At 64.8% G+C, this 20,877-nt stretch carries 22 protein-coding genes, 1 tRNA gene and 2 pseudogenes; 11 read left to right on the top strand and 14 right to left on the bottom strand.

The window, feature by feature from the left end; translation table 11 throughout:
- Positions 1–118: 118 nt before the first annotated feature.
- Together U5A89_RS08550 and trpE are read left to right on the top strand one after the other, a co-directional pair.
- The gene (locus U5A89_RS08550; protein ID WP_338160744.1) at positions 119–2,074 is read left to right on the top strand and encodes a peptidylprolyl isomerase; all 1,956 of its coding nucleotides are present in this window, start codon (positions 119–121) and stop codon (positions 2,072–2,074) included.
- A gap of 1 nt (position 2,075) precedes the next feature.
- Positions 2,076–3,599: an anthranilate synthase component I gene (gene trpE / locus U5A89_RS08545; RefSeq protein WP_338160743.1), complete on the top strand. Its 1,524-nt coding sequence runs from the start codon at positions 2,076–2,078 to the stop codon at positions 3,597–3,599.
- A 138-nt stretch (positions 3,600–3,737) separates the two neighbouring features.
- Here the strand turns inward: trpE and U5A89_RS08540 are convergent, their stop codons facing one another.
- The 3 genes from U5A89_RS08540 to U5A89_RS08530 all read right to left on the bottom strand — a co-directional run bounded on the left by U5A89_RS08540 (position 3,738) and on the right by U5A89_RS08530 (position 5,381).
- Positions 3,738–4,463, bottom strand: a complete 726-nt coding sequence (locus U5A89_RS08540; RefSeq protein ID WP_338160742.1) for an extensin-like domain-containing protein — start codon at positions 4,461–4,463, stop codon at positions 3,738–3,740.
- A 3-nt stretch (positions 4,464–4,466) separates the two neighbouring features.
- Entirely contained in the window at positions 4,467–5,240 is a 774-nt protein-coding gene (locus U5A89_RS08535) for an NUDIX hydrolase (RefSeq protein WP_338160741.1), read from the bottom strand.
- Between the two features lie 65 nt (positions 5,241–5,305).
- Positions 5,306–5,381 (bottom strand) — tRNA-Ala (locus U5A89_RS08530).
- Between the two features lie 237 nt (positions 5,382–5,618).
- Here U5A89_RS08530 and U5A89_RS08525 point away from each other — a divergent pair.
- Positions 5,619–6,545, top strand: coding sequence for a DUF2171 domain-containing protein (locus U5A89_RS08525; protein ID WP_338160740.1), 927 nt, complete (start codon positions 5,619–5,621; stop codon positions 6,543–6,545).
- 68 nt (positions 6,546–6,613) lie between these two features.
- Here U5A89_RS08525 and U5A89_RS08520 read toward each other — a convergent pair whose 3' ends face one another.
- Positions 6,614–6,868 carry a hypothetical protein gene (locus tag U5A89_RS08520; RefSeq protein WP_338160739.1) on the bottom strand — a complete coding sequence of 85 codons (255 nt, stop codon included), beginning with the start codon at positions 6,866–6,868 and terminating at the stop codon, positions 6,614–6,616.
- A 149-nt stretch (positions 6,869–7,017) separates the two neighbouring features.
- On the opposite strand from U5A89_RS08520, the gene U5A89_RS08515 reads away from it, so the two are divergent.
- Positions 7,018–7,203 (top strand): hypothetical protein, encoded by a 186-nt coding sequence (locus U5A89_RS08515; protein ID WP_338160738.1) that lies wholly within the window; start codon positions 7,018–7,020, stop codon positions 7,201–7,203.
- Here the strand turns inward: U5A89_RS08515 and queA are convergent.
- The 5 genes and pseudogenes from queA to U5A89_RS08490 form a co-directional block, all read right to left on the bottom strand.
- Complete coding sequence (gene queA, locus U5A89_RS08510) at positions 7,200–8,240, bottom strand: tRNA preQ1(34) S-adenosylmethionine ribosyltransferase-isomerase QueA (protein ID WP_338160737.1); 1,041 nt, start codon at positions 8,238–8,240, stop codon at positions 7,200–7,202. The two genes, U5A89_RS08515 and queA, sit on opposite strands and share 4 nt — an antisense overlap.
- A 149-nt stretch (positions 8,241–8,389) precedes the next feature.
- Positions 8,390–9,187, bottom strand: coding sequence for a peptidylprolyl isomerase (locus tag U5A89_RS08505; RefSeq protein ID WP_338160736.1), 798 nt, complete (start codon positions 9,185–9,187; stop codon positions 8,390–8,392).
- Positions 9,188–9,282: 95 nt separating this feature from the next.
- The gene (gene coaD / locus U5A89_RS08500; protein WP_338160735.1) at positions 9,283–9,795 is read right to left on the bottom strand and encodes a pantetheine-phosphate adenylyltransferase; all 513 of its coding nucleotides are present in this window, start codon (positions 9,793–9,795) and stop codon (positions 9,283–9,285) included.
- Between the two features lie 3 nt (positions 9,796–9,798).
- A complete protein-coding gene (locus tag U5A89_RS08495) occupies positions 9,799–10,659 on the bottom strand; it encodes a polyprenyl synthetase family protein (protein ID WP_338162983.1) in 861 nt (286 codons plus the stop codon).
- A 59-nt stretch (positions 10,660–10,718) separates the two neighbouring features.
- Positions 10,719–10,949 (bottom strand): annotated as a pseudogene (locus tag U5A89_RS08490) (exodeoxyribonuclease VII small subunit); the annotation flags it as partial.
- Between the two features lie 254 nt (positions 10,950–11,203).
- Between U5A89_RS08490 and U5A89_RS08485 the strand changes: the two are divergent.
- Positions 11,204–11,587 (top strand): hypothetical protein, encoded by a 384-nt coding sequence (locus U5A89_RS08485; protein ID WP_338160733.1) that lies wholly within the window; start codon positions 11,204–11,206, stop codon positions 11,585–11,587.
- Between the two features lie 78 nt (positions 11,588–11,665).
- On the opposite strand, the gene U5A89_RS08480 is transcribed toward U5A89_RS08485, so the two are convergent.
- Positions 11,666–11,821, bottom strand: a complete 156-nt coding sequence (locus U5A89_RS08480; RefSeq protein WP_338160732.1) for a hypothetical protein — start codon at positions 11,819–11,821, stop codon at positions 11,666–11,668.
- Between the two features lie 357 nt (positions 11,822–12,178).
- On the opposite strand from U5A89_RS08480, the gene purL reads away from it, so the two are divergent.
- Complete coding sequence (gene purL, locus U5A89_RS08475) at positions 12,179–14,356, top strand: phosphoribosylformylglycinamidine synthase subunit PurL (protein WP_338160731.1); 2,178 nt, start codon at positions 12,179–12,181, stop codon at positions 14,354–14,356.
- A 168-nt stretch (positions 14,357–14,524) separates the two neighbouring features.
- Here the strand turns inward: purL and U5A89_RS08470 are convergent, their stop codons facing one another.
- Together U5A89_RS08470 and U5A89_RS08465 are read right to left on the bottom strand one after the other, a co-directional pair.
- Entirely contained in the window at positions 14,525–15,052 is a 528-nt protein-coding gene (locus U5A89_RS08470) for a GNAT family N-acetyltransferase (RefSeq protein ID WP_338160730.1), read from the bottom strand.
- A gap of 162 nt (positions 15,053–15,214) precedes the next feature.
- Positions 15,215–15,993, bottom strand: a pseudogene (locus U5A89_RS08465) (methyltransferase domain-containing protein).
- Positions 15,994–16,094: 101 nt separating this feature from the next.
- Between U5A89_RS08465 and U5A89_RS08460 the strand changes: the two are divergent.
- The 3 genes from U5A89_RS08460 (at position 16,095) to bfr (ending at position 18,178) form a co-directional block, all read left to right on the top strand.
- On the top strand, positions 16,095–17,309 hold the full coding sequence (locus tag U5A89_RS08460; RefSeq protein WP_445190693.1) for a DUF418 domain-containing protein: 1,215 nt from the start codon (positions 16,095–16,097) through the stop codon (positions 17,307–17,309).
- A 59-nt stretch (positions 17,310–17,368) separates the two neighbouring features.
- Complete coding sequence (locus U5A89_RS08455; protein ID WP_326292959.1) at positions 17,369–17,539, top strand: (2Fe-2S)-binding protein; 171 nt, start codon at positions 17,369–17,371, stop codon at positions 17,537–17,539.
- Positions 17,540–17,698: 159 nt separating this feature from the next.
- Positions 17,699–18,178, top strand: coding sequence for a bacterioferritin (gene bfr / locus U5A89_RS08450; RefSeq protein WP_338160728.1), 480 nt, complete (start codon positions 17,699–17,701; stop codon positions 18,176–18,178).
- A gap of 106 nt (positions 18,179–18,284) precedes the next feature.
- On the opposite strand, the gene U5A89_RS08445 is transcribed toward bfr, so the two are convergent.
- Positions 18,285–18,692, bottom strand: a complete 408-nt coding sequence (locus U5A89_RS08445; RefSeq protein WP_338160727.1) for a (deoxy)nucleoside triphosphate pyrophosphohydrolase — start codon at positions 18,690–18,692, stop codon at positions 18,285–18,287.
- Between the two features lie 83 nt (positions 18,693–18,775).
- On the opposite strand from U5A89_RS08445, the gene U5A89_RS08440 reads away from it, so the two are divergent.
- Positions 18,776–18,961 carry a Flp family type IVb pilin gene (locus U5A89_RS08440; RefSeq protein WP_338160726.1) on the top strand — a complete coding sequence of 62 codons (186 nt, stop codon included), beginning with the start codon at positions 18,776–18,778 and terminating at the stop codon, positions 18,959–18,961.
- Positions 18,962–19,099: 138 nt separating this feature from the next.
- A complete protein-coding gene (locus U5A89_RS08435) occupies positions 19,100–19,261 on the top strand; it encodes a Flp family type IVb pilin (RefSeq protein WP_338160725.1) in 162 nt (53 codons plus the stop codon).
- Between the two features lie 66 nt (positions 19,262–19,327).
- Here the strand turns inward: U5A89_RS08435 and U5A89_RS08430 are convergent, their stop codons facing one another.
- Positions 19,328–20,806 (bottom strand): M48 family metalloprotease, encoded by a 1,479-nt coding sequence (locus U5A89_RS08430; RefSeq protein ID WP_338160724.1) that lies wholly within the window; start codon positions 20,804–20,806, stop codon positions 19,328–19,330.
- Positions 20,807–20,877 lie beyond the last annotated feature (71 nt).

Below are 20,877 nucleotides of genomic sequence, written 5' to 3'. Positions count from 1 at the left end.
CCCGACGCTTGCATAAGCCGATGAACGGCGATCGCGCATTTGTCCAGTCCAAGCCTTGCCGCCGCGCGCATCCGCGCCTAAAGCTCGCCGCCATAACGCCTGCAGTTCTGGAACCCCCATGCTTTCTGTCTTTCGCAGCTTCATCCGATCGAAATTCGGCGCGCTTTTCGCCATCCTGTTCCTGGGGGTGATCGCCGGCGCGTTCATCCTGGGCGACGTCACCAGCGGCAAGTTCGGTTCGGGATCGATGCTGGGCGGCGGCGGCACCGCGGCTAAGGCGAAGGGCTACAAGCTCACCGAAACCGAATTGCAGGACCGGGTCCAGCGCGTGTTCGAAAATGCGCGCCGCTCCAATCCCGGGATGCAGATCGGCGATTTCTTCGCACAGGGCGGCGCGGCGCAGGTGTTCGACCAGCTGGTCGCGTCGCTGACGCTTAAAGCCTTTGCCGATCAGCAGGACGTGCATATCTCCAAGCGGCTGGTCGACGCCCAGATCGCGCAAATCCCCGCCTTCCAGGACGCAGCGGGTAATTTCAGCCAGGATAATTTCCGCGCCCTGCTGGTGCGCGAACGGCTGACCGAACAGGCGCTGCGCGACGATATCAGCCGCGAAATCCTCCAGCGTCAGTTGCTCGACCCAGTGGGCTTGGGCGTCAAGCTGACCGATAGCCTTGTGCTGCCCTATGCTTCGCTGCTGCTCGAAGCGCGGCAGGGCACGGTCGCGGCGATCCCGGCGGTGGTGTTCCTGGACGAAAAGAACCCGACCGACGCGCAACTGGCCGATTTCTACAAGAAGAACGCCAGCCGCTACACAATTCCCGAACAGCGGCGCATCCGCTACGCCGTGATCGACGCGGAGCGCTTCGCCCAGGCGGCGCAGCCGACCGACGCGGAAATCAGCGCCTATTATAATCAGAACAAGGCCGTCTATGCCGCCAAGCAGAGCCGCACCGTCGAACAGCTGGTGCTGCCGACGCAGGCGGGCGCAAAGGCGATCGCCGATCAGGTGAAGGGCGGCAAGTCGCTCGCTGCCGCCGCGCAGGGCGCTGGCCTTGCCGTCTCCACCCTCGCCGACCAAGGCCGCGACGCGCTCGCCGCCACGACGGGCAAGGTCGCGGCCGACGCCGTGTTCTCGGGCAAGCAGGGCGACCTGATCGGCCCGGTGCGGGGTTCGCTGGGCTGGCTGCTGCTGCGTGTGTCGGGCACCAAGGAAACCCCCGCCCGCACGCTCGACGCGGCACGGACCGAGATCGTCGCGGCGCTGCGTGTGCAGAAGGAAAAGCAGTTGCTGTCGGACTTCACCGGCAAGATCGAGGATGCGATCGGCAATGGCGACAGCTTCGATGAAGTGGTGAAGGATAACGGCCTGAAGCTGGAAACCAGCCCGCTCGTCGTCTCGACCGGCAAGCAGGTGAAGGACCAGGCCTATGTCGCCCCGGCCGATATCCAGCCGCTGCTCGCCCCCGTCTTCGCGATGAGCGCGGACGACGATGCGCAGTTGATCCCGATCGCGCCCGACAAGCGCTACGCGCTGGCCGCGCCGGGCGATATCGTCGCCGCCGCGCCCCCGCCGCTGGCCGAAATCAAGCAGTTGGTACTGGCGCAATATAAGCTGAACGAAGGCAATCTGAAGGCCAAGGCGCTGGCCGACAAGATCCAGGCCCAGGTCGCCAAGGGCGAAAAACTGTCCGACGCTATCGCCAAGGCGGGCGTCAAGCTGCCCGCGCCGCAGATGCTGGGCGGCCGCCGCGCCGACATCATGCGCGGTGAAAAGCGTCCCCCGGCCGAAGTCGCCATCCTCTTCTCGATGGCGGCAAACACGGTCAAGACGCTGCCGATCGGCCAAGATCGCGGCTATTTCGTCGTGCAATTGAACAAGATCGAGCGCGGCGACGCCAAGGGCCAGCCCGACCTGTTGAACCAGGTCCGCACCCAGCTGGGCGAAGTGGTCGGCCAGGAATATGGTCAGCAGTTCGAACGTGCGATCGAAAAGGAAATGGGCGTCACCCGCAATGGCAAGGCCGTGGCGCAGGTGCGCAGCGCGCTGGCCGCCACCAACAGCGGCGAACAGTAAGATGACGGCAGGCGGGGGTACGGCAGACGGCGTGGCGACGGCGCGCGCGGCGCTCGCGCGGGGCGAATCCGCGCTGGTGTGGCGGCGGCAGATCGCCGACACCGACACGCCGATCTCCGCTGCATTGAAATTGTTCGAACCCGACCGCGGCGATTATCTGCTGGAATCGGTAGAGGGCGGCGCGGTGCGTGGCCGCCACAGCCTGATCGGCTTGGCCCCCGATCTCGTCTTTCGCGCCAATGGCGAGAAGGCCGAAATCAACCGCCAATGGGCCACCGATCGCGACGCCTTCCTGGCCCAGGACGCAGGCGCGCTCGACGCGCTGCGCGCCTTGGTCGCCGAATGCCGCGCACATATGGACCCGGCCCTGCCCGCCGCACTCGCCTGCTTGGTCGGTTATTTCGGCTATGAAACGGTCGGGCTGGTCGAAAAACTGCCCCGCCCCGCCCCCAATCCGATCGGCGTGCCCGACATGCTGTTCGTGCGGCCGACCGTCATCCTGGTGTTCGATCGCCTCGCCGACGCGCTCTATCTGGTCGCGCCGGTGTGGAAGGGCAGCTTCACCGATGCCGATGCGGCGATCGAATCGGCGCTGGAGCGGATCGACGCGACCGCCGCGCGCCTCGCCGCGCCCCTGCCCGCGCTCTCCGCCCCGGCGGAGATCGCCGACGTCACCGTCACGCCCGTGCTGGAACCAGGCCGCTATGCGCAGATGGTCGACCGGGCAAAGGACTATATCGTCGCGGGCGACATCTTCCAGGTCGTGCTGGCGCAGCGTTTCACCAGCCCCTTCACCCTGCCGCCGATCGCTCTCTATCGCGCGCTGCGGCGGATCAACCCCTCGCCCTTCCTCTATTATCTCGACCTGCCCGGCTTCGCGCTCATCGGCTCCAGCCCCGAAATCCTGGTCCGCGCGCGCGACGGCGAAGTCACGATCCGCCCGATCGCGGGCACCCGCCCGCGCGGCAAGAACGCCGTGGAGGACGCCGCGAATCGCGAAAGCCTGCTCGCCGATCCCAAGGAACGAGCCGAGCATCTGATGCTGCTGGACCTCGGCCGGAACGATGTCGGCCGCGTGGCGAGCGCGGGCAGCGTGACCGTCACCGACAGCTACACCGTCGAATTTTACAGCCACGTCATGCATATCGTATCCAACGTCGTCGGCCGCCTGTCGCCCGACAAGGACGCGATCGACGCCTTGTTCGCGGGCTTCCCGGCAGGCACCGTCTCCGGCGCGCCAAAGGTCCGCGCCTGCGAGATCATCGCCGAACTGGAACCCGAAACCCGCGGCGCCTATGCCGGCGGCGTCGGCTATTTCGGCCCGGACGGCAATATGGACAGCTGCATCGTCCTGCGCACCGCCGTGCTGAAGGACGGCGTCATGCATGTGCAGGCAGGTGCTGGCATCGTCGCCAATTCGACCGCCGAATATGAACAGCGCGAATGCGAAGCCAAGAGCGGCGCGCTACTGGCAGCCGCGCGCGAAGCAGTGACGCTGGCGCGGGAAGCCCGCTTCGGGCAGTAAAATCCTCCCCAAGCCCGTCTTGGGGAGGGGGACCGCGCGCAGCGTGGTGGAGGGGCAATGCGCAACCTCGCGCCTTCCCCTCCGTCCGGCCTGCGGCCAGCCACCTCCCCATCGCTGCGCGACAGGGAGGATTTCAGATCACCGACACGCCCGTCCGCCCATCGCCCCCCGCTCCGCCTGATCCAGATGAAAATGATCGCGATGCGCGGCATTATAGTCCGGCGACAACACGGTCGAAAACAGCCCGCACGCCCCGTCCCGCACCTCTCGCAAAAACGCCGCGTCCTTGCCCTCGCCCTTCCAGTCTTTGAGCACGCTCACCTGCCGCCCGTCCTTCAATACGAAGGCGGCGATGTCGATCGCGTCGGCGGTCGCATGTTCGCTAAAATCGCCCTGCCCGCGCCCGTACATGCGCCGACAGCTATAGCTGCCGAAATGGCGTATGCTGCGCACCGACGTCCCATAGATGCGCTGCGCCGCAGGCTGCACCACCTGCCATTCCCATAGCTTGAACGCAGCGACCACCGGGCAGGACGGCGCGACGGCGGCGGGCGTCAAGGCGATGGCGTCCTTGTCCGCGCGCAACCGCACCGCATCGGCATAGCGGCACTGGTCCGCCCCGCCCGGCTGCATCGCGACATAGGACACGCCCGCCCGGTCGAGCAGCGCCTTGCATTGGGCCGCATCCCCGGTCAGCGCCGCCAGCTTGCGCCCGGTGAACATTCCCACCGGCTGCGCCAGATCCAGATCCGTCCACGGCATGTCCTGCGGCCGCTGCCGCGCATAACCATAGGCCAACAGCAGCAAGATCAGAACACCGCCCAGCAGGACGAGGCGGCGGATGGTCACATGAAGGGTGCGCATCCCCTAAACACGCCGGACCCGCCGCATCGGTTCCGACGTGATCGGATAACCCAGATGATCGGGAATGCATAAATGCACCTCCCCGTCCCGCTCCTCCTGCCATGGCTGCACCTTTTTCACCGGATAGGCGCGCGCATGGGCGACCAGGTCGGCATGGCTGCCATAGAGCGCCAGCCGTTCCAGATTGCGCCGCGTCGGATAGATGATCCGCGCCGTCCCCGCATCGGCCTGCGCCAGCGTATCGGCGGCGCTGCTCCAGAACAGTCGCACATTCTCGGTCGTGTCGACGCTCGCCATCTGCCCGTCGGGCGCGCGGGCGAGATAGAAGCGCGTGTCGAATATCCGCCGCGCCTGGTCGAACGGCGCGGGATGCCAACGGGCGAAGGGCGTCAGCACATCCATCGCGATGCCCAGCCCCAGCCGATCCAGCATCTCCCCCAGCGTCCGTCCGTCGTGCAAGCCATCGCGCAGCCGCAGCACCGCCGCCGCATCCACATCCCCGGTCAGGCCCACGCCCAGCCCGCTTTCCTCGATCGTCTCGCGAATGGCGGCGATCCGCCCGGCGGCATCGTCCGGCTCCAGCCCATGGTCGATCCGCGCCGCCAGCGCATGATCGCCCGTATCCACCGCGCCGCCGGGAAACACCAGCGCGCCCGCCGCAAAGGCCATGGTCGATGCGCGCTCCACCATCAGCAATTCCGGCGGCCCGTCGCGCCGGTCGCGCACGATCACCAGCGTCGCGGCCGGGCGACCCGTATCTGCTCTATCATCTGTCATGGGAACCGCCCTACGCGCTCCTGGCGCTGGCGGTAAAGTCCTTGCGGTTCAACCCGGGGAAGGGTTGGTGGAGCCTAGCGGGATCGAACCGCTGACCTCGTCATTGCGAACGACGCGCTCTCCCAGCTGAGCTAAGGCCCCCGAAGGAGCGCTGCCTATAGGATAGCGATTCCCCCCTTGCAACAGTCTTTTGCGCAAAAAGCGATCCACCTTCATGATCTGGATCAGCCCACACACAAAGCGCCAATATGGTGGCGCGACAAGACGCCCGACAGGCGGGATATTACTCCTGCGTAACGCCCGGAACGTTGCCCCTGCCCGCTCATTGATGCCCCGTGGACGCCGTGAAGGCGTCGCCCACAAGCAAGGAGAAGGACGATGGGTTACCAAGGCGGACGCCGCTATGGTGGCGAAGATCGATATGGCAGCAACTGGGATCGCGGCGGCGATCGCTATCGCGGATCGAGCGATTATGGACGCGACGACCGCGCCGATCGCTATGGATCGCGCAGCCAATATGGCCGGTCCGATTATGGCCGCACCCCACGCGGCTACGATCCCGAAGACCGTGGCTTCCTGGACCGCGCGGGCGACGAAGTGCGCAGCTGGTTCGGCGACGAAGAGGCCGAACGCCGCCGCGAATATGACGAATATTATAACCGCCCCTATGGCGATCCGCGCGACCAGTCGAGCCGCCTGGGCTATGCGTCGGCGGCGCGCCGGGACTATGTCCCCAATAGCGGTTTTACGCCTTATACCGGTGAACGCAGCGGCTATGGCAGCGAAGATCATGGCGAGCCACGCAACTTCGGCCCACGCCAGGATTATGGCGCGCATCACGACAGCAATTATCAGGCCTGGCGTCAGGAGCGGCTCAACGAACTTGACCGCGACTATGCCGAATATCAGCGCGAACATCGCGACCGCTTCAACAGCGAATTTGGCACATGGCGCACCCGCCGCGGCGAACAACGCCAAGCGATCGGCCAGGTCCGCGAGCATCATGAAGTGGTCGGCAGCGATGGTGAGCATGTCGGCACCGTCGACAAGCTGCGCGGCGACCGCATCATCCTGACCAAGAATGACGCTGACGCTGGCGGCGTCCACCACTCGATCCCCTCAAGCTGGATCAAGTCGGTGGACGCAACCAAGGTGACGCTGGAAAAGACCGCGCAGCAGGCACAGGACGCGTGGCGCACCGAGCGCGAACAGAACGCCCTGTTCAACGATCGCGGCCGCGACCAGAATAGCAGCAGCAGCGAAAGCTCCGTCAGTAGCAGCTATGGCGGCGCCAATTATCGCTGATAGCCGCCCATGACGGAAAAGGCCCGGTGTGATGCCGGGCCTTTTTCATGTCGGTGATGATGTCAGGATCAAGCGACCGGGCGCAACGCCTCGGGCAGTTCCGCCCCGCTTGGCCCATGGCAGGCGAAGCGCGGGCTGGCGCTATAGGTGCTGAACTGCTCCAGCGGCAAGGCCGTGCCGCAAAAGGCGCATTCGGCAACCATGCGCCCGACGATCCATTGCTGGCGCGTGCAGGACGGGCAGCGGTTGTCGCCTTCCGCGTGATATAGCGGGCTATAGCCCTTTGCAAAGGACGGGCGGGCCGTTCCGAAACCAATCTCCATGGTCATTTCCTCGATTATCCAAATGAATCAACGCTTGGAACGCCAAAGGTTTCAGTTGCGAACCAAATGAACGGCCCGCGATGGCGTGTAAGCCACCCGGAACTTTCCCGCCGATCGCTCGCTTCGCATCCGCAACATAGGAGATTGGCATGAAGAATATCGTAGGCACGGTCATCGGCGCAGCGATCGATCGCAAGGACGGCGACAGCGGCGTCAAGGGCGCGGTTCTGGGCTATGCGGCCTCGGGCGCGGTCAAGACCGTCGCCAAGCTCGGCACGCTGGCGGCACTGGGCTACGGCTTGGTCAGCCTCGTCCGCAAGGGCGTGCGCCGCTAAACTGCGCGGGGCGGAAGCAGGAGCGAACTGTCGCCATAGCTGTAGAAGCGGTAACCCGTTGCGATCGCATGGGCATAGACAGCCTGCATCCGCTCCGTCCCCATCAACGCACTGACCAGCATGAACAGCGTCGATTTAGGCAGGTGGAAATTGGTCATCAGCCCATCGACCGCCCGAAACTTATATCCCGGTGTGATGAAGATGCGTGTCTCATCAGCGAAGGGGCGGATGATCCCATCCTCCCCCGCCGCGCTTTCCAATAGGCGCAGGGATGTCGTGCCCACCGCGATCAGGCGACCACCCGCCGCGCGCGCAGCGTTCAGCCGATCCGCCGTTTCTGCGTCGATCCGCCCCCATTCCGCATGCATCCGGTGGTCGTCGGTATCGTCGGCCTTGACCGGCAGAAACGTCCCCGCGCCCACATGCAGCGTCAGCGTTTCCGTCCGCACGCCCGCATCGGCGATGGCGGCCATCAGGTCCGGCGTGAAGTGCAGCGCGGCGGTGGGCGCGGCGACCGCGCCATCCTCCCGCGCGAACATCGTCTGATAATCGCTGCGGTCGCGCTCGTCGGTAGGGCGCTTGCTGGCGATATAGGGCGGCAGGGGCATCCGCCCCGCCCGTTCCAGCAGCACTTCCACCGGCTCGTCGCCTTCGAAATCCAGCGTCACGCCGCCATCGTCATCGCGCGGCCCGGCGATCGCCGTCACGCCCGCGCCGAAATCGATCCGGTCCCCTGCCCGCACCCGCTTGGCGTTGCGCAGAAACGCCTGCCACTGCCGCAACCCCTGCCGCTTGTGCAGCGTCGCGCCGATCCGCGCCTCCCCGCGCATCCCTTCCAGTTGCGCAGGAATGACCTTGGTATCGTTGAACACCAGCACATCGCCCGCGCGCAGCAGCGACGGCAGGTCGCGCACGATGCGATCCTGCATCTCGCCATCGCCTGGCACCAGCAGCATTCGCGCACTGTCACGCGGCGACGCCGGACGGAGCGCGATATTCTCCGGCGGCAGGTCGAAATCGAACAAATCTACGCGCATGGCATCATACGCCCTGTCCCCAGGAGACGGGTATTCCCGCGCAGGCGGGAATCCAGTCCCACCGTCTGAACTGGGTTCCCGCCTGCGCGGGAAAACGATGCTCTCTAATCATCATAGGGGCAGACTTCGAACGGCCGAAACGACCCGGCTTATTTCTTCGGCGCGGGCTTGACCGGCATCGGCTTTGCAACCGCGCCGGACTTCTTCGCGACCGGCTTCTTCGGCGCAGGCGGGTTGGCGATCGACACCGGCGGCGCGGGCGGCGTCGGCGCGACGGTCACCGGCGGCTTGCCATCGCTTTCGATCGACGCCTGCAGGATCACGGTCGGGTCGGCCGGCGGCTCGCCCTGGTGGATGGCGTCGACATATTGGATGCCCTCGATCACCCGGCCGAAGACGGTATATTTCTTGTCGAGCTGCATGCGCGGCAGCAGGACGATGAAGAACTGGCTATTGGCGCTGTCCTCGCTTTGGGCGCGCGCCATCGACACGGTGCCGCGCAGATGCGGCATCGGATTAAACTCGGCCTTCAGGTCGGGCATGGTCGAACCGCCGGTGCCGTCGCCCTTGGGATCGCCGCCCTGCGCCATGAAGCCGGGAATGACGCGATGGAATTTCAGGCCGTTATAAAAGCCCTGGCGCGTCAGTTCCTTGATCCGCTCGACATGGACGGGCGCAATGTCCGGGCGCAGCTGAATACGCACGCGACCGCCGCTCGACAGGTCCAGATCCCAGATATTCTGCGGATCGGCCGGGATGGTCGCAGGCGGCAGCTTGGGCGTCAGGTCGGTGCCCAGCGACTTGGCATTGTCCTGCGCCCGCGCCGCGGCCTCCGCTTTTTTCATATCCTCACCGCCGCCACCGCCGCCGCCCTGGGCATAGGCCAGGCCGGACGCGGTAAGGGCGAAGCCGATCGCCACGGTCTTGAGCGCGCAAGTGAAACGCATGGGGGAGGAGTTCCTTAGATATCTTAGACCGACGGGACTAGCCGCCCTGATAGCGCGCTGATCGCGATTGGCAACTGAACGCAGGCTGAGCGCGCTTAAATCCCGCCCTTGCGGCCGATCTTTTCCACCCGCGCCGCCACTTCGTCTCGCACCGCCGGGCTGACGAATTTGTGGATCGGCCCGCCATAAAGCGCGATTTCCTTGACCAGGCGCGACGCGATCGGCTGCAACGATACGTCCGCCATCAGGAAGACCGTCTCGATCCGCCCGTTGATCTGCTGGTTCATGCCCGCCATCTGATATTCATATTCGAAGTCCGCGACCGCGCGCAGCCCCCGGATGATCATGCTGGCATTTTGCGACTCGGCAAAGTCCATCAGCAGCGAATTGAAGCCGGTGACGACGATCTCCGTATCGATGTCCGCGCATTCGCGGCGGACCATCGCCAACCGTTCCTCGTCGGAAAACATCGGCGACTTGGCGATGTTGGTGGTGACGCCGATGACCAGCTTGTCGACCAGTTTCGCGCCGCGACGGATGATGTCCATATGCCCCAGCGTGATGGGGTCGAACGTGCCCGGATAGACGCCGATACGCTGTGTGCTCATGGTCTAGCGATCCCTCTCCACGATATAGTCGGCAATCGCGCGCAGCAGGTTGGCCTCTTCGCCCGCGCCATGCAGATGCGCCTTGGCCTGATCGACCAGCATATGCGCCTGCTCCCGCGCCCGCTCCACGCCCAGCAGCGACACGAACGTCTCCTTGCCCGCCGCCGCATCCTTGCCCAGCGCCTTGCCCGCCAGCGCCGCGTCGCCCTCCACGTCCAGCAGGTCGTCGGCAATCTGGAAGGCCAGCCCGATGTCGCGCGCATAGCCGTGCAGCCCGGTCCGCGCATCGTGCGGCAGGCGCGCCATGATCGCGGCCGCCTCCACGCAAAAGGCGATGAGCGCGCCGGTCTTGAGGTTCTGGAGCCGCGTAACCGTCGCCAGGTCGAAGCGCGTGCGCTCCGCCTCCAAATCCATCATCTGTCCGCCCGCCATGCCCGCCGGGCCACTGGCAGCGGCCAGCGCCCGGACCAGGTCGATCCGCACGAACGGATCGGGATGGGTTTCTTCGTCCGCCAATATCTCGAACGCCAGATCGTGCAGGCAATCGCCCGCCAGGATCGCCGTCGCCTCGTCAAACGCCTTGTGCACGGTCGGCTTGCCGCGGCGCATGTCGTCATCGTCCATCGCGGGCAGATCGTCGTGGATCAGCGAATAGACATGGATGCATTCGATCGCCAGGCCGACGCGCAGCGCCGAGTCGCGGGAAATGTTGAACAGGTCGCACGCCGCCTGCACCAGCAACGGGCGCAGCCGCTTGCCGCCGCCGATTGCCGCGTGCCGCATCGCGTCATAAAGCCGCGCGCGCGCATCGTCGGGCACCGCCAGCAGCCGGTCGAACGCCATGTCGATATCCTGGGCGATCATGGCCGCACGCTCGGTCACCAGCGCCGTCGCGGCACCGCCCCCTGCCCCCGTCACGCGGGTCAGTCCGCGCCGAAGGGTTGGGCGCCCGTCACCGCCCCATTGGCGTCGACCGTCAGCTTGGCGATCCGCGCCTCGGCCGCCTGCAACCGCTCGGTGCAGCGCTTGCGCAATTCCTCGCCCTGCGAATAAAGCGAAATCGACTCGTCCAGCGGCACATCGCCGCTTTCCAGCCGACGGACGATGGTTTCGAGCGCCCGCAACGCATCCTCGAAGGAGAGGGTCGCAGGATCGGGGGGGTGATATCCTCAGCCATGCCCTTGCATTGGCGGCCGCCACGGCCCCGGTCAAGCCCGCGTCCGCCATTTAAGGCGAACCACCACCATGCCGCTGGCCTCGGCTCGTTCAGCCCCTATTTTCCTTTCGCGGTCCATGATCTTTCCCGCCTGCGTCATCGCGCCGTCATGACGGCAATTCAGGGGGATGGCGGGAAACGGGTGAATTTGCGTTGACGCACCATGTTGCACATGCACATAAAAGGATCGCTATGAAACATTACCTCCCCCTGATCGCCGTCGCCAGCGTGGCTTTGCTGTCGGCCTGTAACAAGAATGACGAACCCGAAGTCGTGGGCGGCCCGGCCGACCCGATGGCAGCGCAACTCGCCAACGCCGCGCCGGTCGAGCTGCCGCCGTCGGTCAAGGCCAACAAGCAGTTCCGCTGCAAGGACAACAGCCTGTTCTTCGTCGACTATATGAGCGACGACAAGACCGCCCTGCTGCGCACCGAAAAGGGCGGCGCAGCCACGACCCTGAAGGCCGCCGAAGCCGGTCAGCCCTTCACCGCCGACGGCGGCTATGAAATCAAGGGTTCGGGCAACGAGGTGACCATCACCGTGCCGGGCAAGGACGCCAAGGCCTGCCACGTCTGATCCGGACAGCCCATTTTTTCATGACCAGGCCGGACCTCCCCTAAAGGTCCGGCCTTTTTCTTGCCACCTCGACGGCGCTCATTCGCTGTTGAGCATCGCCAGCGTCGCCCGGTCGGCATAGGCATTGGCCAACTGGCGATGCACGTCCCGCGCTCGCTTCGATGTGGACGCCTGCGCCATCAGGCGCTGCTTTCGGCAGCGGCTGGAAAAATAGAAGAAATCGCTCCCCTTCATCCTGCACCTCTCTGCGGCATTCGCTCTACGCCGAATCGCCACCCCGCAAGACGAAATGTTCCGGGAAAAGGTTAACGAAATCTCTTTGCAGGGGTGAAGTGAAAGCAACACCGGACAAAAGACTGTTGACGTTCCCATCGGGTCATGTGCCGACCATAAAATCCTCCCTGCGCCGAAGGCGTGGGGAGGGGGACCGCGCGAAGCGTGGTGGAGGGGAATGGCGCGACGTTGCGCATTTTCCCCTCCACCGCGTACCGCGGTCCCCTCCCCAGAAAAAGCTGGGGAGGATAAATAGTCCGCCCGCCTCCCGCACACCCACCATTGCCCTGCGCCCCCGCCCCCGCTAAAGGCGCGCACATGTCCAGCACCGCGCCCCAAATCACCCCGGAAGTCGTCGCCGAACATGGCCTCAGCCCGGAAGAATATGACCGCGTATTGAAGGCGATCGGCCGCGAGCCGAACCTCACCGAACTCGGCATATTCTCGGTCATGTGGTCGGAGCATTGCTCGTATAAATCCTCCAAGATCCATCTGATGAAGCTGCCCACCACCGGCCCGCAGGTCATTTGCGGCCCCGGCGAAAATGCCGGCGTGGTCGACATCGGCGACGGGCAGGCCGCGATCTTCAAGATGGAGAGCCACAACCACCCGTCCTATATCGAACCCTATCAGGGTGCGGCGACGGGCGTCGGCGGCATCCTGCGCGACGTCTTCACCATGGGCGCGCGCCCGGTAGCGAACATGAACGCGCTGCGCTTCGGTCGCCCCGATCATCCCAAGATGAAGCATCTGATCGCGGGCGTCGTGCACGGCATCGGCGGCTACGGCAATTGCGTGGGCGTGCCGACCGTGGGTGGCGAGGTGAATTTCCACCCCGCCTATGACGGCAATATCTTGGTCAACGCGATGACCGTGGGCGTCGCCGACACCGACAAGATTTTCTATTCGGCAGCGTCCGGCATCGGCAACCCGATCGTCTATGTGGGATCGAAGACCGGCCGGGACGGCATCCATGGCGCGACGATGGCGAGCGCGGACTTTGGTGACGACGCCGACGCCAAGCGCCCCACCGTGCAGGTCGGCGACCCTTTCACCGAAAAGCTGCTGATCGAAGCCTGCCTGGAACTCATGGCGTCCGATGCGATCGTTGCGATCCAGGATATGGGCGCGGCGGGCCTTACCTCCTCCAGCGTCGAAATGGCGTCGAAGGGTGGCGTCGGCATCCAGCTCAACATGGACGACGTGCCGCAGCGCGAAACCGGCATGACCACCTATGAAATGATGCTCTCCGAATCGCAGGAGCGCATGTTGATGGTGTTGAAGCCGGGCCGCGAGGATTTCGCCGAGGCCATTTTCCAGAAGTGGGAACTCGACTTCGCGGTCATCGGCCATGTCACCGACACCGGCCGCATGGTGCTGATCCACAAGGGCGAAACGGTGTGCGACATCCCGCTTGCCCCGCTGGCCGACGACGCGCCGCTCTACGACCGTCCCGCCATGCCCAAGGACGAATACAAGATCTGGTCGAAGGTCGAGCCGCTGGGCGCCATCGCGCAAAGCGCCGACATCGGCGCGGACCTCGTCACGCTCATGGGCAGCCCCGACATCGCCAGCCGCCGCTGGATCTGGGAACAATATGACCATATGGTCGGCGCCGACACGGTCCAGCGCCCCGGCGGCGACGCCGCGGTCGTGCGCGTCCATGGCAGCCAAAAGGGCATCGCGATCAGCACGGATTGCACCCCGCGCTATTGCTATGCCGACCCCTATGAAGGCGGCAAGCAGGCGATCGCAGAATGCTATCGCAACCTCTCCGCCGTCGGCGCGACGCCGCTGGCCGTCACCAACTGCCTGAACTTCGCCAACCCGCAGCGCCCCGAAATCATGGCGCAGTTGACCGGCTGCCTGGAGGGCATGGGCGACGCCTGCCGCGCGTTGGATTTCCCGATCGTGAGCGGCAACGTCTCGCTCTATAACGAATCGAAAGCCACCGGCGGCGGCTCGGCGATCCTGCCGACCCCGGCGATCGGCGGCATCGGCCTGCTCGCCGACGTGGACGTCATGGCGACCGTCGCGTTCAAGGCGGCAGGCGACGCCATCTGGCTGATCGGTGGCGAAGGCGCGCACCTCGGCCAGACCATATGGCTGCGCGAAATTGCGGGCCGCGAAGCGGGTGACGCGCCCAAGGTCGACCTGACCGCCGAACGCGCCAACGCAGACACCGTCCGCACGCTCGTCCTGGCAGGCACGGCCAATGCCGTCCACGACATCAGCGACGGCGGCCTGATCGTCACGATCGCGGAAATGGCGCTGGCGGGCAAGATCGGCGCGACCCTCGACATCGCGCTTACCACCGCCTCGGCCTTCGGCGAAGACCAGGGCCGCTATATCGTCACCGCTGCTGCGGGCGTCGACATCCCCGGCGCGGTGAAGATCGGCACCGTCGGCGGCGACAGCGTTGCAGGCGTAACCCTCGACACCCTGCGCGCCGCCCATGAAGGCTTCTTCCCGGCGCTGATGGACAGTGAACTATAGAGCGTACCGCGCCAAACAAACGGCTCAGAGTGATAGCGCCTGCCTATAGCGCACTGTTCCCCGGCGAACGCCGGGGTCCAGTCCCACGCTCTGAACTGGACCCCGGCCTGCGCCGGGGAACAGCATAGTGACAAGGCATAAGCGGCAGCAGCGTCAAACCATCGCCCCCTACCCCCGCCGAAAAATATACTCCCGGTCCGTCCAAGCCCCGACCGGGAAACCATACCCACCAACCTTCACGAACCCGCGCCTGGCATAAACCGCCTGCGCGCGATCATTGCCGGACCATACGCCCAGCCACACCGGCCCCGGTCTGTTCGCCGCCAGCCAATCCAGCGCCACATCCATCAACGCCCGCCCCACGCCCTGCCCCTGCCCGGCATTAAGCGCATAAAGCTGATATAATTCCCCATGCTCCGCCGCAGCGTCGGGATGCGGCAATTTGCACGGCCCGACATGCGCATAGGCCAGCAACCGCCCGTCCGCTCCTTCCGCCACCCAGGTCGCGTGCGACGGGTCGGCCAGTTCCCGCGCGACCGTCGCCACGCCATAACTATCCGCCTCGAACAGCGCGAGGTCGGCGGGCGGATAGGGAATGGCGAACCCGTCGAGAAACGTCTCGCGGAAAGCCGCCAGCTTGAGCGCGGACAGCGCGACCACATCGGCAGGCTGCGCAAGGCGGATAGAAAGAGGCATCATAGGCATGAGACAGGATTGGCAGGCGAAGGCCAGCCACGCAACCATGGCCCCGCTGTCCTACAAACCGAACCGACGCTATATTGGCGCCTTAACTTTCCAATAGGATCAAACGCAAGCAATAATATGTCGAAATCAGCGGGAAATGTGCGAAGTTAAGCCCTAATCCGCCCGGGTCACCCGCCCAAACAAGACCTGATAGCCATCGTCCCCGCCATCCGCATCGAACGCCGCCATCACCCGCCGCAGATCGCCCGGACTGAGCGGCTTGTGCCCCTCGCTCGGCACCACCGCGCCGATGCCCTTCAAATGCGCGATCAACCCCCGCGCCCCGCCACAACCCAGCGCATAATCCTCATCAAACACGAAGCTGTCTGCATGACCCGCCAGCATCGCCCGCAGCGCATCGATCGACGGATAATCCGGCACCCCCGCCTCCAGCCCGCACGCCGCATGCGCCGCGCGCCAACGGGCGAAACTGCCCTGCCCCATGGTCGAAAAGATCAGGCTCCCCCCGGCCGCAGCAAAGCTACCAACCGCGCGATCGCCGCGGCCAGATCATCGAACCACTGAAACGCCAGGCTGGACAGGATCAGGTCGAACCACGGCCCCTCAAACGATGGCGCTTCCCCGTCCATCATCATGAACCGCCCCGCTACCCGGCCGTTGGACGCCGCCTGTTCCAGCATGCCGGGCGCGATATCGGTCGCCACCAGTTCCGCCCCCGGCCAGCGCGCCTGGATATCCCGCGTCAGAAACCCGGTGCCGCAACCGATCTCCAATATCCGCCCCACGCCGTCCGGCTTCTGCCGCTGGGCCAAATCCGCGACCAGCCCTGCCGCCAGCCGCTGCGGCCCGGCATGGCGGTCATAATGTGCCGCCGCCGCGCCAAAGGCGTCCCTTATCCGTTGCTTGCGCCATTGCATGGAGCCATCAATCATGGCTAGGCGGATGACAGAGCCGTCGCTCCATGACCAGCCCCTTTGCAGGACCATCCACCATGACCGCCTCCGCCCGCAACCCCGCCCCCCGTATCTGGGCAATGGACGTGCTGCGCGGCTGCGCGGTGCTGGGGATATTGTGGATGAACATCACCGCCTTCGCCCTGCCGCAAAACGCCTATTTCAACCCGGCGGTGGCGGGGCCGTCCTCGGCCGCGGACATCGCCGCCTGGGCGATCAGCCTGATCTTCGTGGACGGCAAGATGCGCGGCCTGTTCGCCCTGCTATTCGGCGCGTCGATGCTGCTGCTGATCGACCGGGAGGAAATGGCCGGGCGCGATGGCCGCCGCGCGCAGATGGTCCGCGCGGGCTGGCTGTTCGTCATCGGCTGCGCCCATTTCTTCCTGCTCTGGTGGGGCGACATCCTGCGCGTCTATGCGCTGGTCAGCCTGTTCGCGCTGCTGTTCGTGGGCCTCGAACCCTTCGCCCTGGTCAAGCGCGCCCTGCTCTTCTTCCTCGCCCAGTTCCTGCTCGTCGCCGCCTTCATCGTCAGCCTCTACCTCTGGCATCACGCCGCCATGGCGCCCGGCGCGGGCCTGCCTGTGCGCGAAAGCTATGCCACCTTCATCGCCGCTCTGGCCGATCCCGCCAGCCCCACGACCCAGGCGGAAATCGCCACCTATCGCGGCAGCTTCGGCGCGATCGTCCAGCATAAGCTGGCTGGGATGCCGGGCGACTGGCTCTGGGGCTTCCTGTTTACCGCCTTCGAAACCATGGGCTTCATGCTGCTGGGCATGGCGATGCTCAAGGGCGGCTTCCTCACCGGCCGCTGGGATGCGGAGCAATATCGCCGCACCGCGCGCCATTGCTTCCTGATCGGCGTGCCGCCCATGGGCGCCATGGCGTTGTGGGTAGCGATCAGCGGCTTTGCGGCGCTGCCTGCCTATGGCGTCGCGCTCGCCTGGTCGCTGCCCTTCCGCATTCCGCTGACGGTCGGCTGGGCTGCGCTCATCCTCTGGCTGCTCGCCCGCCACCGCAGCCATTGGCTGGTCGATCGGCTCGCAGCGACGGGGCGACTGGCGCTCAGCAACTATCTGGCGACCAGCCTCATCATGACCGCGCTCTTCTACGGCTGGGGTCTTGGCCTGTTCGCCCATGTCCCGCCCGCCCTGCTGCCGCTGTTCGTGCTGGGCGGCTGGGCGGCGATGCTGGTCTGGTCGGAACCCTATGCCGCCCGATTCGCGCTGGGTCCGGCAGAATGGCTGTGGCGCAGCCTCATCAACGGCCGACCGCAAAAGATTCGCAAAAGCGTTTGATTACTATTGCGACCCATTATCAGACACGCTATCTCTCTCCAATCAGGAGAGTGTCTTCGATGGTCGTCTGCATCTGTAATGCCATTCGTGAAAAAGACCTGCGGGAAGCGGCGCGCAACGGCGCCGACACCCCGTGCAGCGCCTATGCCCAATATGGCCGCCGCCCCAAATGCGGCCAGTGCGTACCCTTCGCCCGCACCATCATCGCCGCGGAACGCGCGTCGGCCTAAGCGGCGCTCAGCGGCATTGCGAAGCAGCCGCATTCGGCAGTCGCGATCATCACGCAATAGCGTGGCTAAAAATCCCTGATTTCCAAGGGTTTTCGACTTAACAGCGCGCGTCCGAAACGATATACGTCCGGCATTCCCCAATATCCGGAGTATAGCGCCATGAAGGGCGACGCCAAGGTCATCGAATATCTGAACAAGGTGCTCAAAAATGAGCTGACCGCGATTAACCAATATTTCCTCCACTATCGTATGCTCAACCATTGGGGCATCGAAAAGCTGGCCAAGTTCGAATATGAAGAATCCATCGATGAGATGAAACATGCGGACAAGGTCGCCGAACGCATCCTGTTCCTTGATGGCCTGCCCAATTTCCAGCTGCTCGGTCGCCTGAAGATCGGCGAGACGGTCGAGGAAATCCTCAAGTCCGACCTCGAACTCGAATATGAAGCGCTGCCGGTGCTGCGCGACGCAATCGCCTATTGCGAATCGATTCGCGACTTCGTCAGCCGCGACCTGTTCCAATATATCCTCGAAAGCGAGGAAGAGCATGTCGACACGCTGGAAACCCAGTTCGAAATGATCGAACGCATGGGCATCCAGAACTATGTCCAGCTACAGAGCAAAGCGAAAGAGGACTGATCCTTGCCTGTTCCCCGGCGCAGGCCGGGGTCCAGGGTCGCACGCGCTGCGCCAGAAATCGTAGCCCCCGGCCTGCGCCGGGGTACATTCTAAACCCCCAAGGCCGCTACAGCAGCGCGTCCAGCAGCCCGATCAGCGGCAGGTCCGCCGGTGGCATGTCGAGCGCATACATTTGCGCGGGCTTCAGCCAGGTAAGCGCCGTCGCATGGCGCGCCTCCGGCACCCCCGTCCACTTGCGACAGACATAAAGCAGCAACAGCAAATGCCGGTCGCCCAGCGCCTCGCTGGCGAAGGTCGCGGGCGCCAGGCAACTGCTGTGCGTCTCGATCCCCAATTCTTCTTCCAACTCGCGCACCAGCGCCGCTTCGGGCGTCTCGCCCGGCTCCACCTTCCCGCCGGGAAATTCCCACAATCCCGCCATCGCCTTGCCGGGCGGACGCTGTTGCAACAGCACGCGGCCGTCGGCGTCGATCAACGCTACGGCGACTACCAGCAGGGGAGAAAAAGACGGCATATCGGTCCAGTCGGGAGGGCTTTGTTAACCGTGCTTCCTTTACACGTCTGTCGGGGACTGTCTGTAGCGAAACGGGGATTTCTATGCGCGCGCTTGTCGAAATGCTTGCCCGATGGGGGCTGATGCGATGCGAGCGCGGCGCGACGGCGGTCGAATATGGGCTGATCATCGCGGTGATCGTGCTCGCCATGGTCGCGGCGCTGAACAACGTCGCCACCAAGACCACCGGCATGTGGAACAACGTCGCAACCGAAGTCACCAAGCATTAACCATCAATATTTGACAGCCGCGATATCGCATTAAGAGTTTTTCAACCGAGTGTGTCTAATTCGATGCTTGCTGACCACAAATACACATTCGGGGCGGCCGGGTAGTTGAACGCAGAAATCTTTTTAAGGAGACGTCACATGAAGTTCGTCCGTAACATGCTGAAGAACAACAAGGGTGCAACCGCGATCGAATACGGCCTCATCGCCGCTCTGATCGCCGTCGCTGCGATCGCCGCGATGACCAGCCTGGGCACCAAGCTCGGCGGCACCTTCAACAACGTTTCGGGCAACCTGAAGTAAGCCCAGACGATTGTCGAAATGAAGAGGCGGCGGACATCGGTCCGCCGCCTTTTTCGTGTGCGCCCATCACCAGGTGACGATCTTCACCCGCTGGCCCGGCTTCAATGTCGCGTTCGCACTCAGCGCATTGATCGTCAGGAACCGCTCCAACTGCAAATCGCTATAAGCCATCCGCTTGGCGAGCGATTGCACGGTATCGCCTGCTTTGACAGCGATCACATCCACGCGGCGCGGCTTGATCGCGGCGGCATCCTGCGCGCTGAGCCGCTGGACGGATTGCACCATCCCGGTAAACGGCCCCAGCCCCTGCCCCGCCGGGGTCAGCAGCAGGAAGTGATAGGCCTTCCCGCCGCCAAAATCATAAGCGAAGACGGTCGCATCGACCTGGGTCGATTGGCTGCTCGCCCGCACGGTGCGGTAAGCGGCTGGCAGGCCGTTGATCGTCGTCCGGTTGACCTCGCCCGCCGGTACGCCACCCTGCCCGTTGCCCAGCTTGGCAAAGACGCTGTCGATATAGGCTGCAATATTGCCGGAATAGGGCGCCGCGCCGAACTGCGCCTGCCCGCCCGATCCAGTGATCGACACCGCATCCGCGCCATTTTCCATGCCGAACCCGTTGGGCGCGGTGAAACTCAGCCGGAGGTCGGGGTGGCGGAAGCGACTGCCGTCGATCACCCCCTGTTTGGGATCGTCGCCATAAAGTACGCCGTCCAGCGCATTTAGGAACGCATCGCGATTGCGCACCGTGCTGGTGGCCCGAGTCGCCGCCGCGCCGCTCGCGGCTCGCTGCACCCGTGCGCCGGGGTCAGGATGGGTGCTCGCCCATTCGGGCATCGACCGCGCACTGCCCGCCACCCGTGCGTCCAGATTGCTCTGCGCGGCCAGCGACGCCAGCATGTCCGACAGCGCGCGCGGATCATAACCGCCGCTTGCCAGATAGCGGATGCCAAGGTCGTCGGCCTCATATTCCTGGCTGCGCGAAAATTTCAGCGTCAATAACTGGCTGCCCGTGCCGATCCCCTTCTGGACCAGACCCGCCAGCCCCGAATCACCCAGCAACGCCCCGGCCAATGCGCCCAGCAGCGCGCCGCCCACCGCATTGCGCGTCGCCGCCTTTTGTCGCCGCTGTCCATGCTGGGCCGCGACATGGCCGACTTCATGGCCCAGCACGCCCGCCAGTTCGGCCTCGTCGTTCATCAGCGCCATCAACTGCCGCGTCACATAGACATAGCCACCGGGGATCGCGAAGGCGTTGTTCACTGGCGAATTGAGCAGCGTCACGGTAAAATCGCCCTGCGCATTGGACAGGCCGGACTGCACGGCGATGCGGCGACCCACGCCTTCGACATATTTCGCCTGCGGCCCCACATAGGCACCGCCAAATTCCTTGAGCAATTCGGGGTGCTGCTTGGCGCCGCTCGCCTTGTCCTGCGCGCTGATCGAAGACACGGTGCGGATCGCCCGCTGCTGCCCGATCACCGCAGGCGCGCTGGCCGTCACCGCCAGCACCGCCCCGGCGCAGCCCAGCTTCATCTTCCAGTTCATCGTCTCTCCACCCTCACCGTTACCTCTACGTAACGAGGAAAAGGACGAGCCGTTCCCGGAAAAAGCCAGTG

Source organism: Sphingobium sp. HWE2-09, assembly GCF_035989265.1.
Lineage (GTDB): Bacteria > Pseudomonadota > Alphaproteobacteria > Sphingomonadales > Sphingomonadaceae > Sphingobium.
This window is presented reverse-complemented; position numbering and strand designations above follow the sequence as displayed.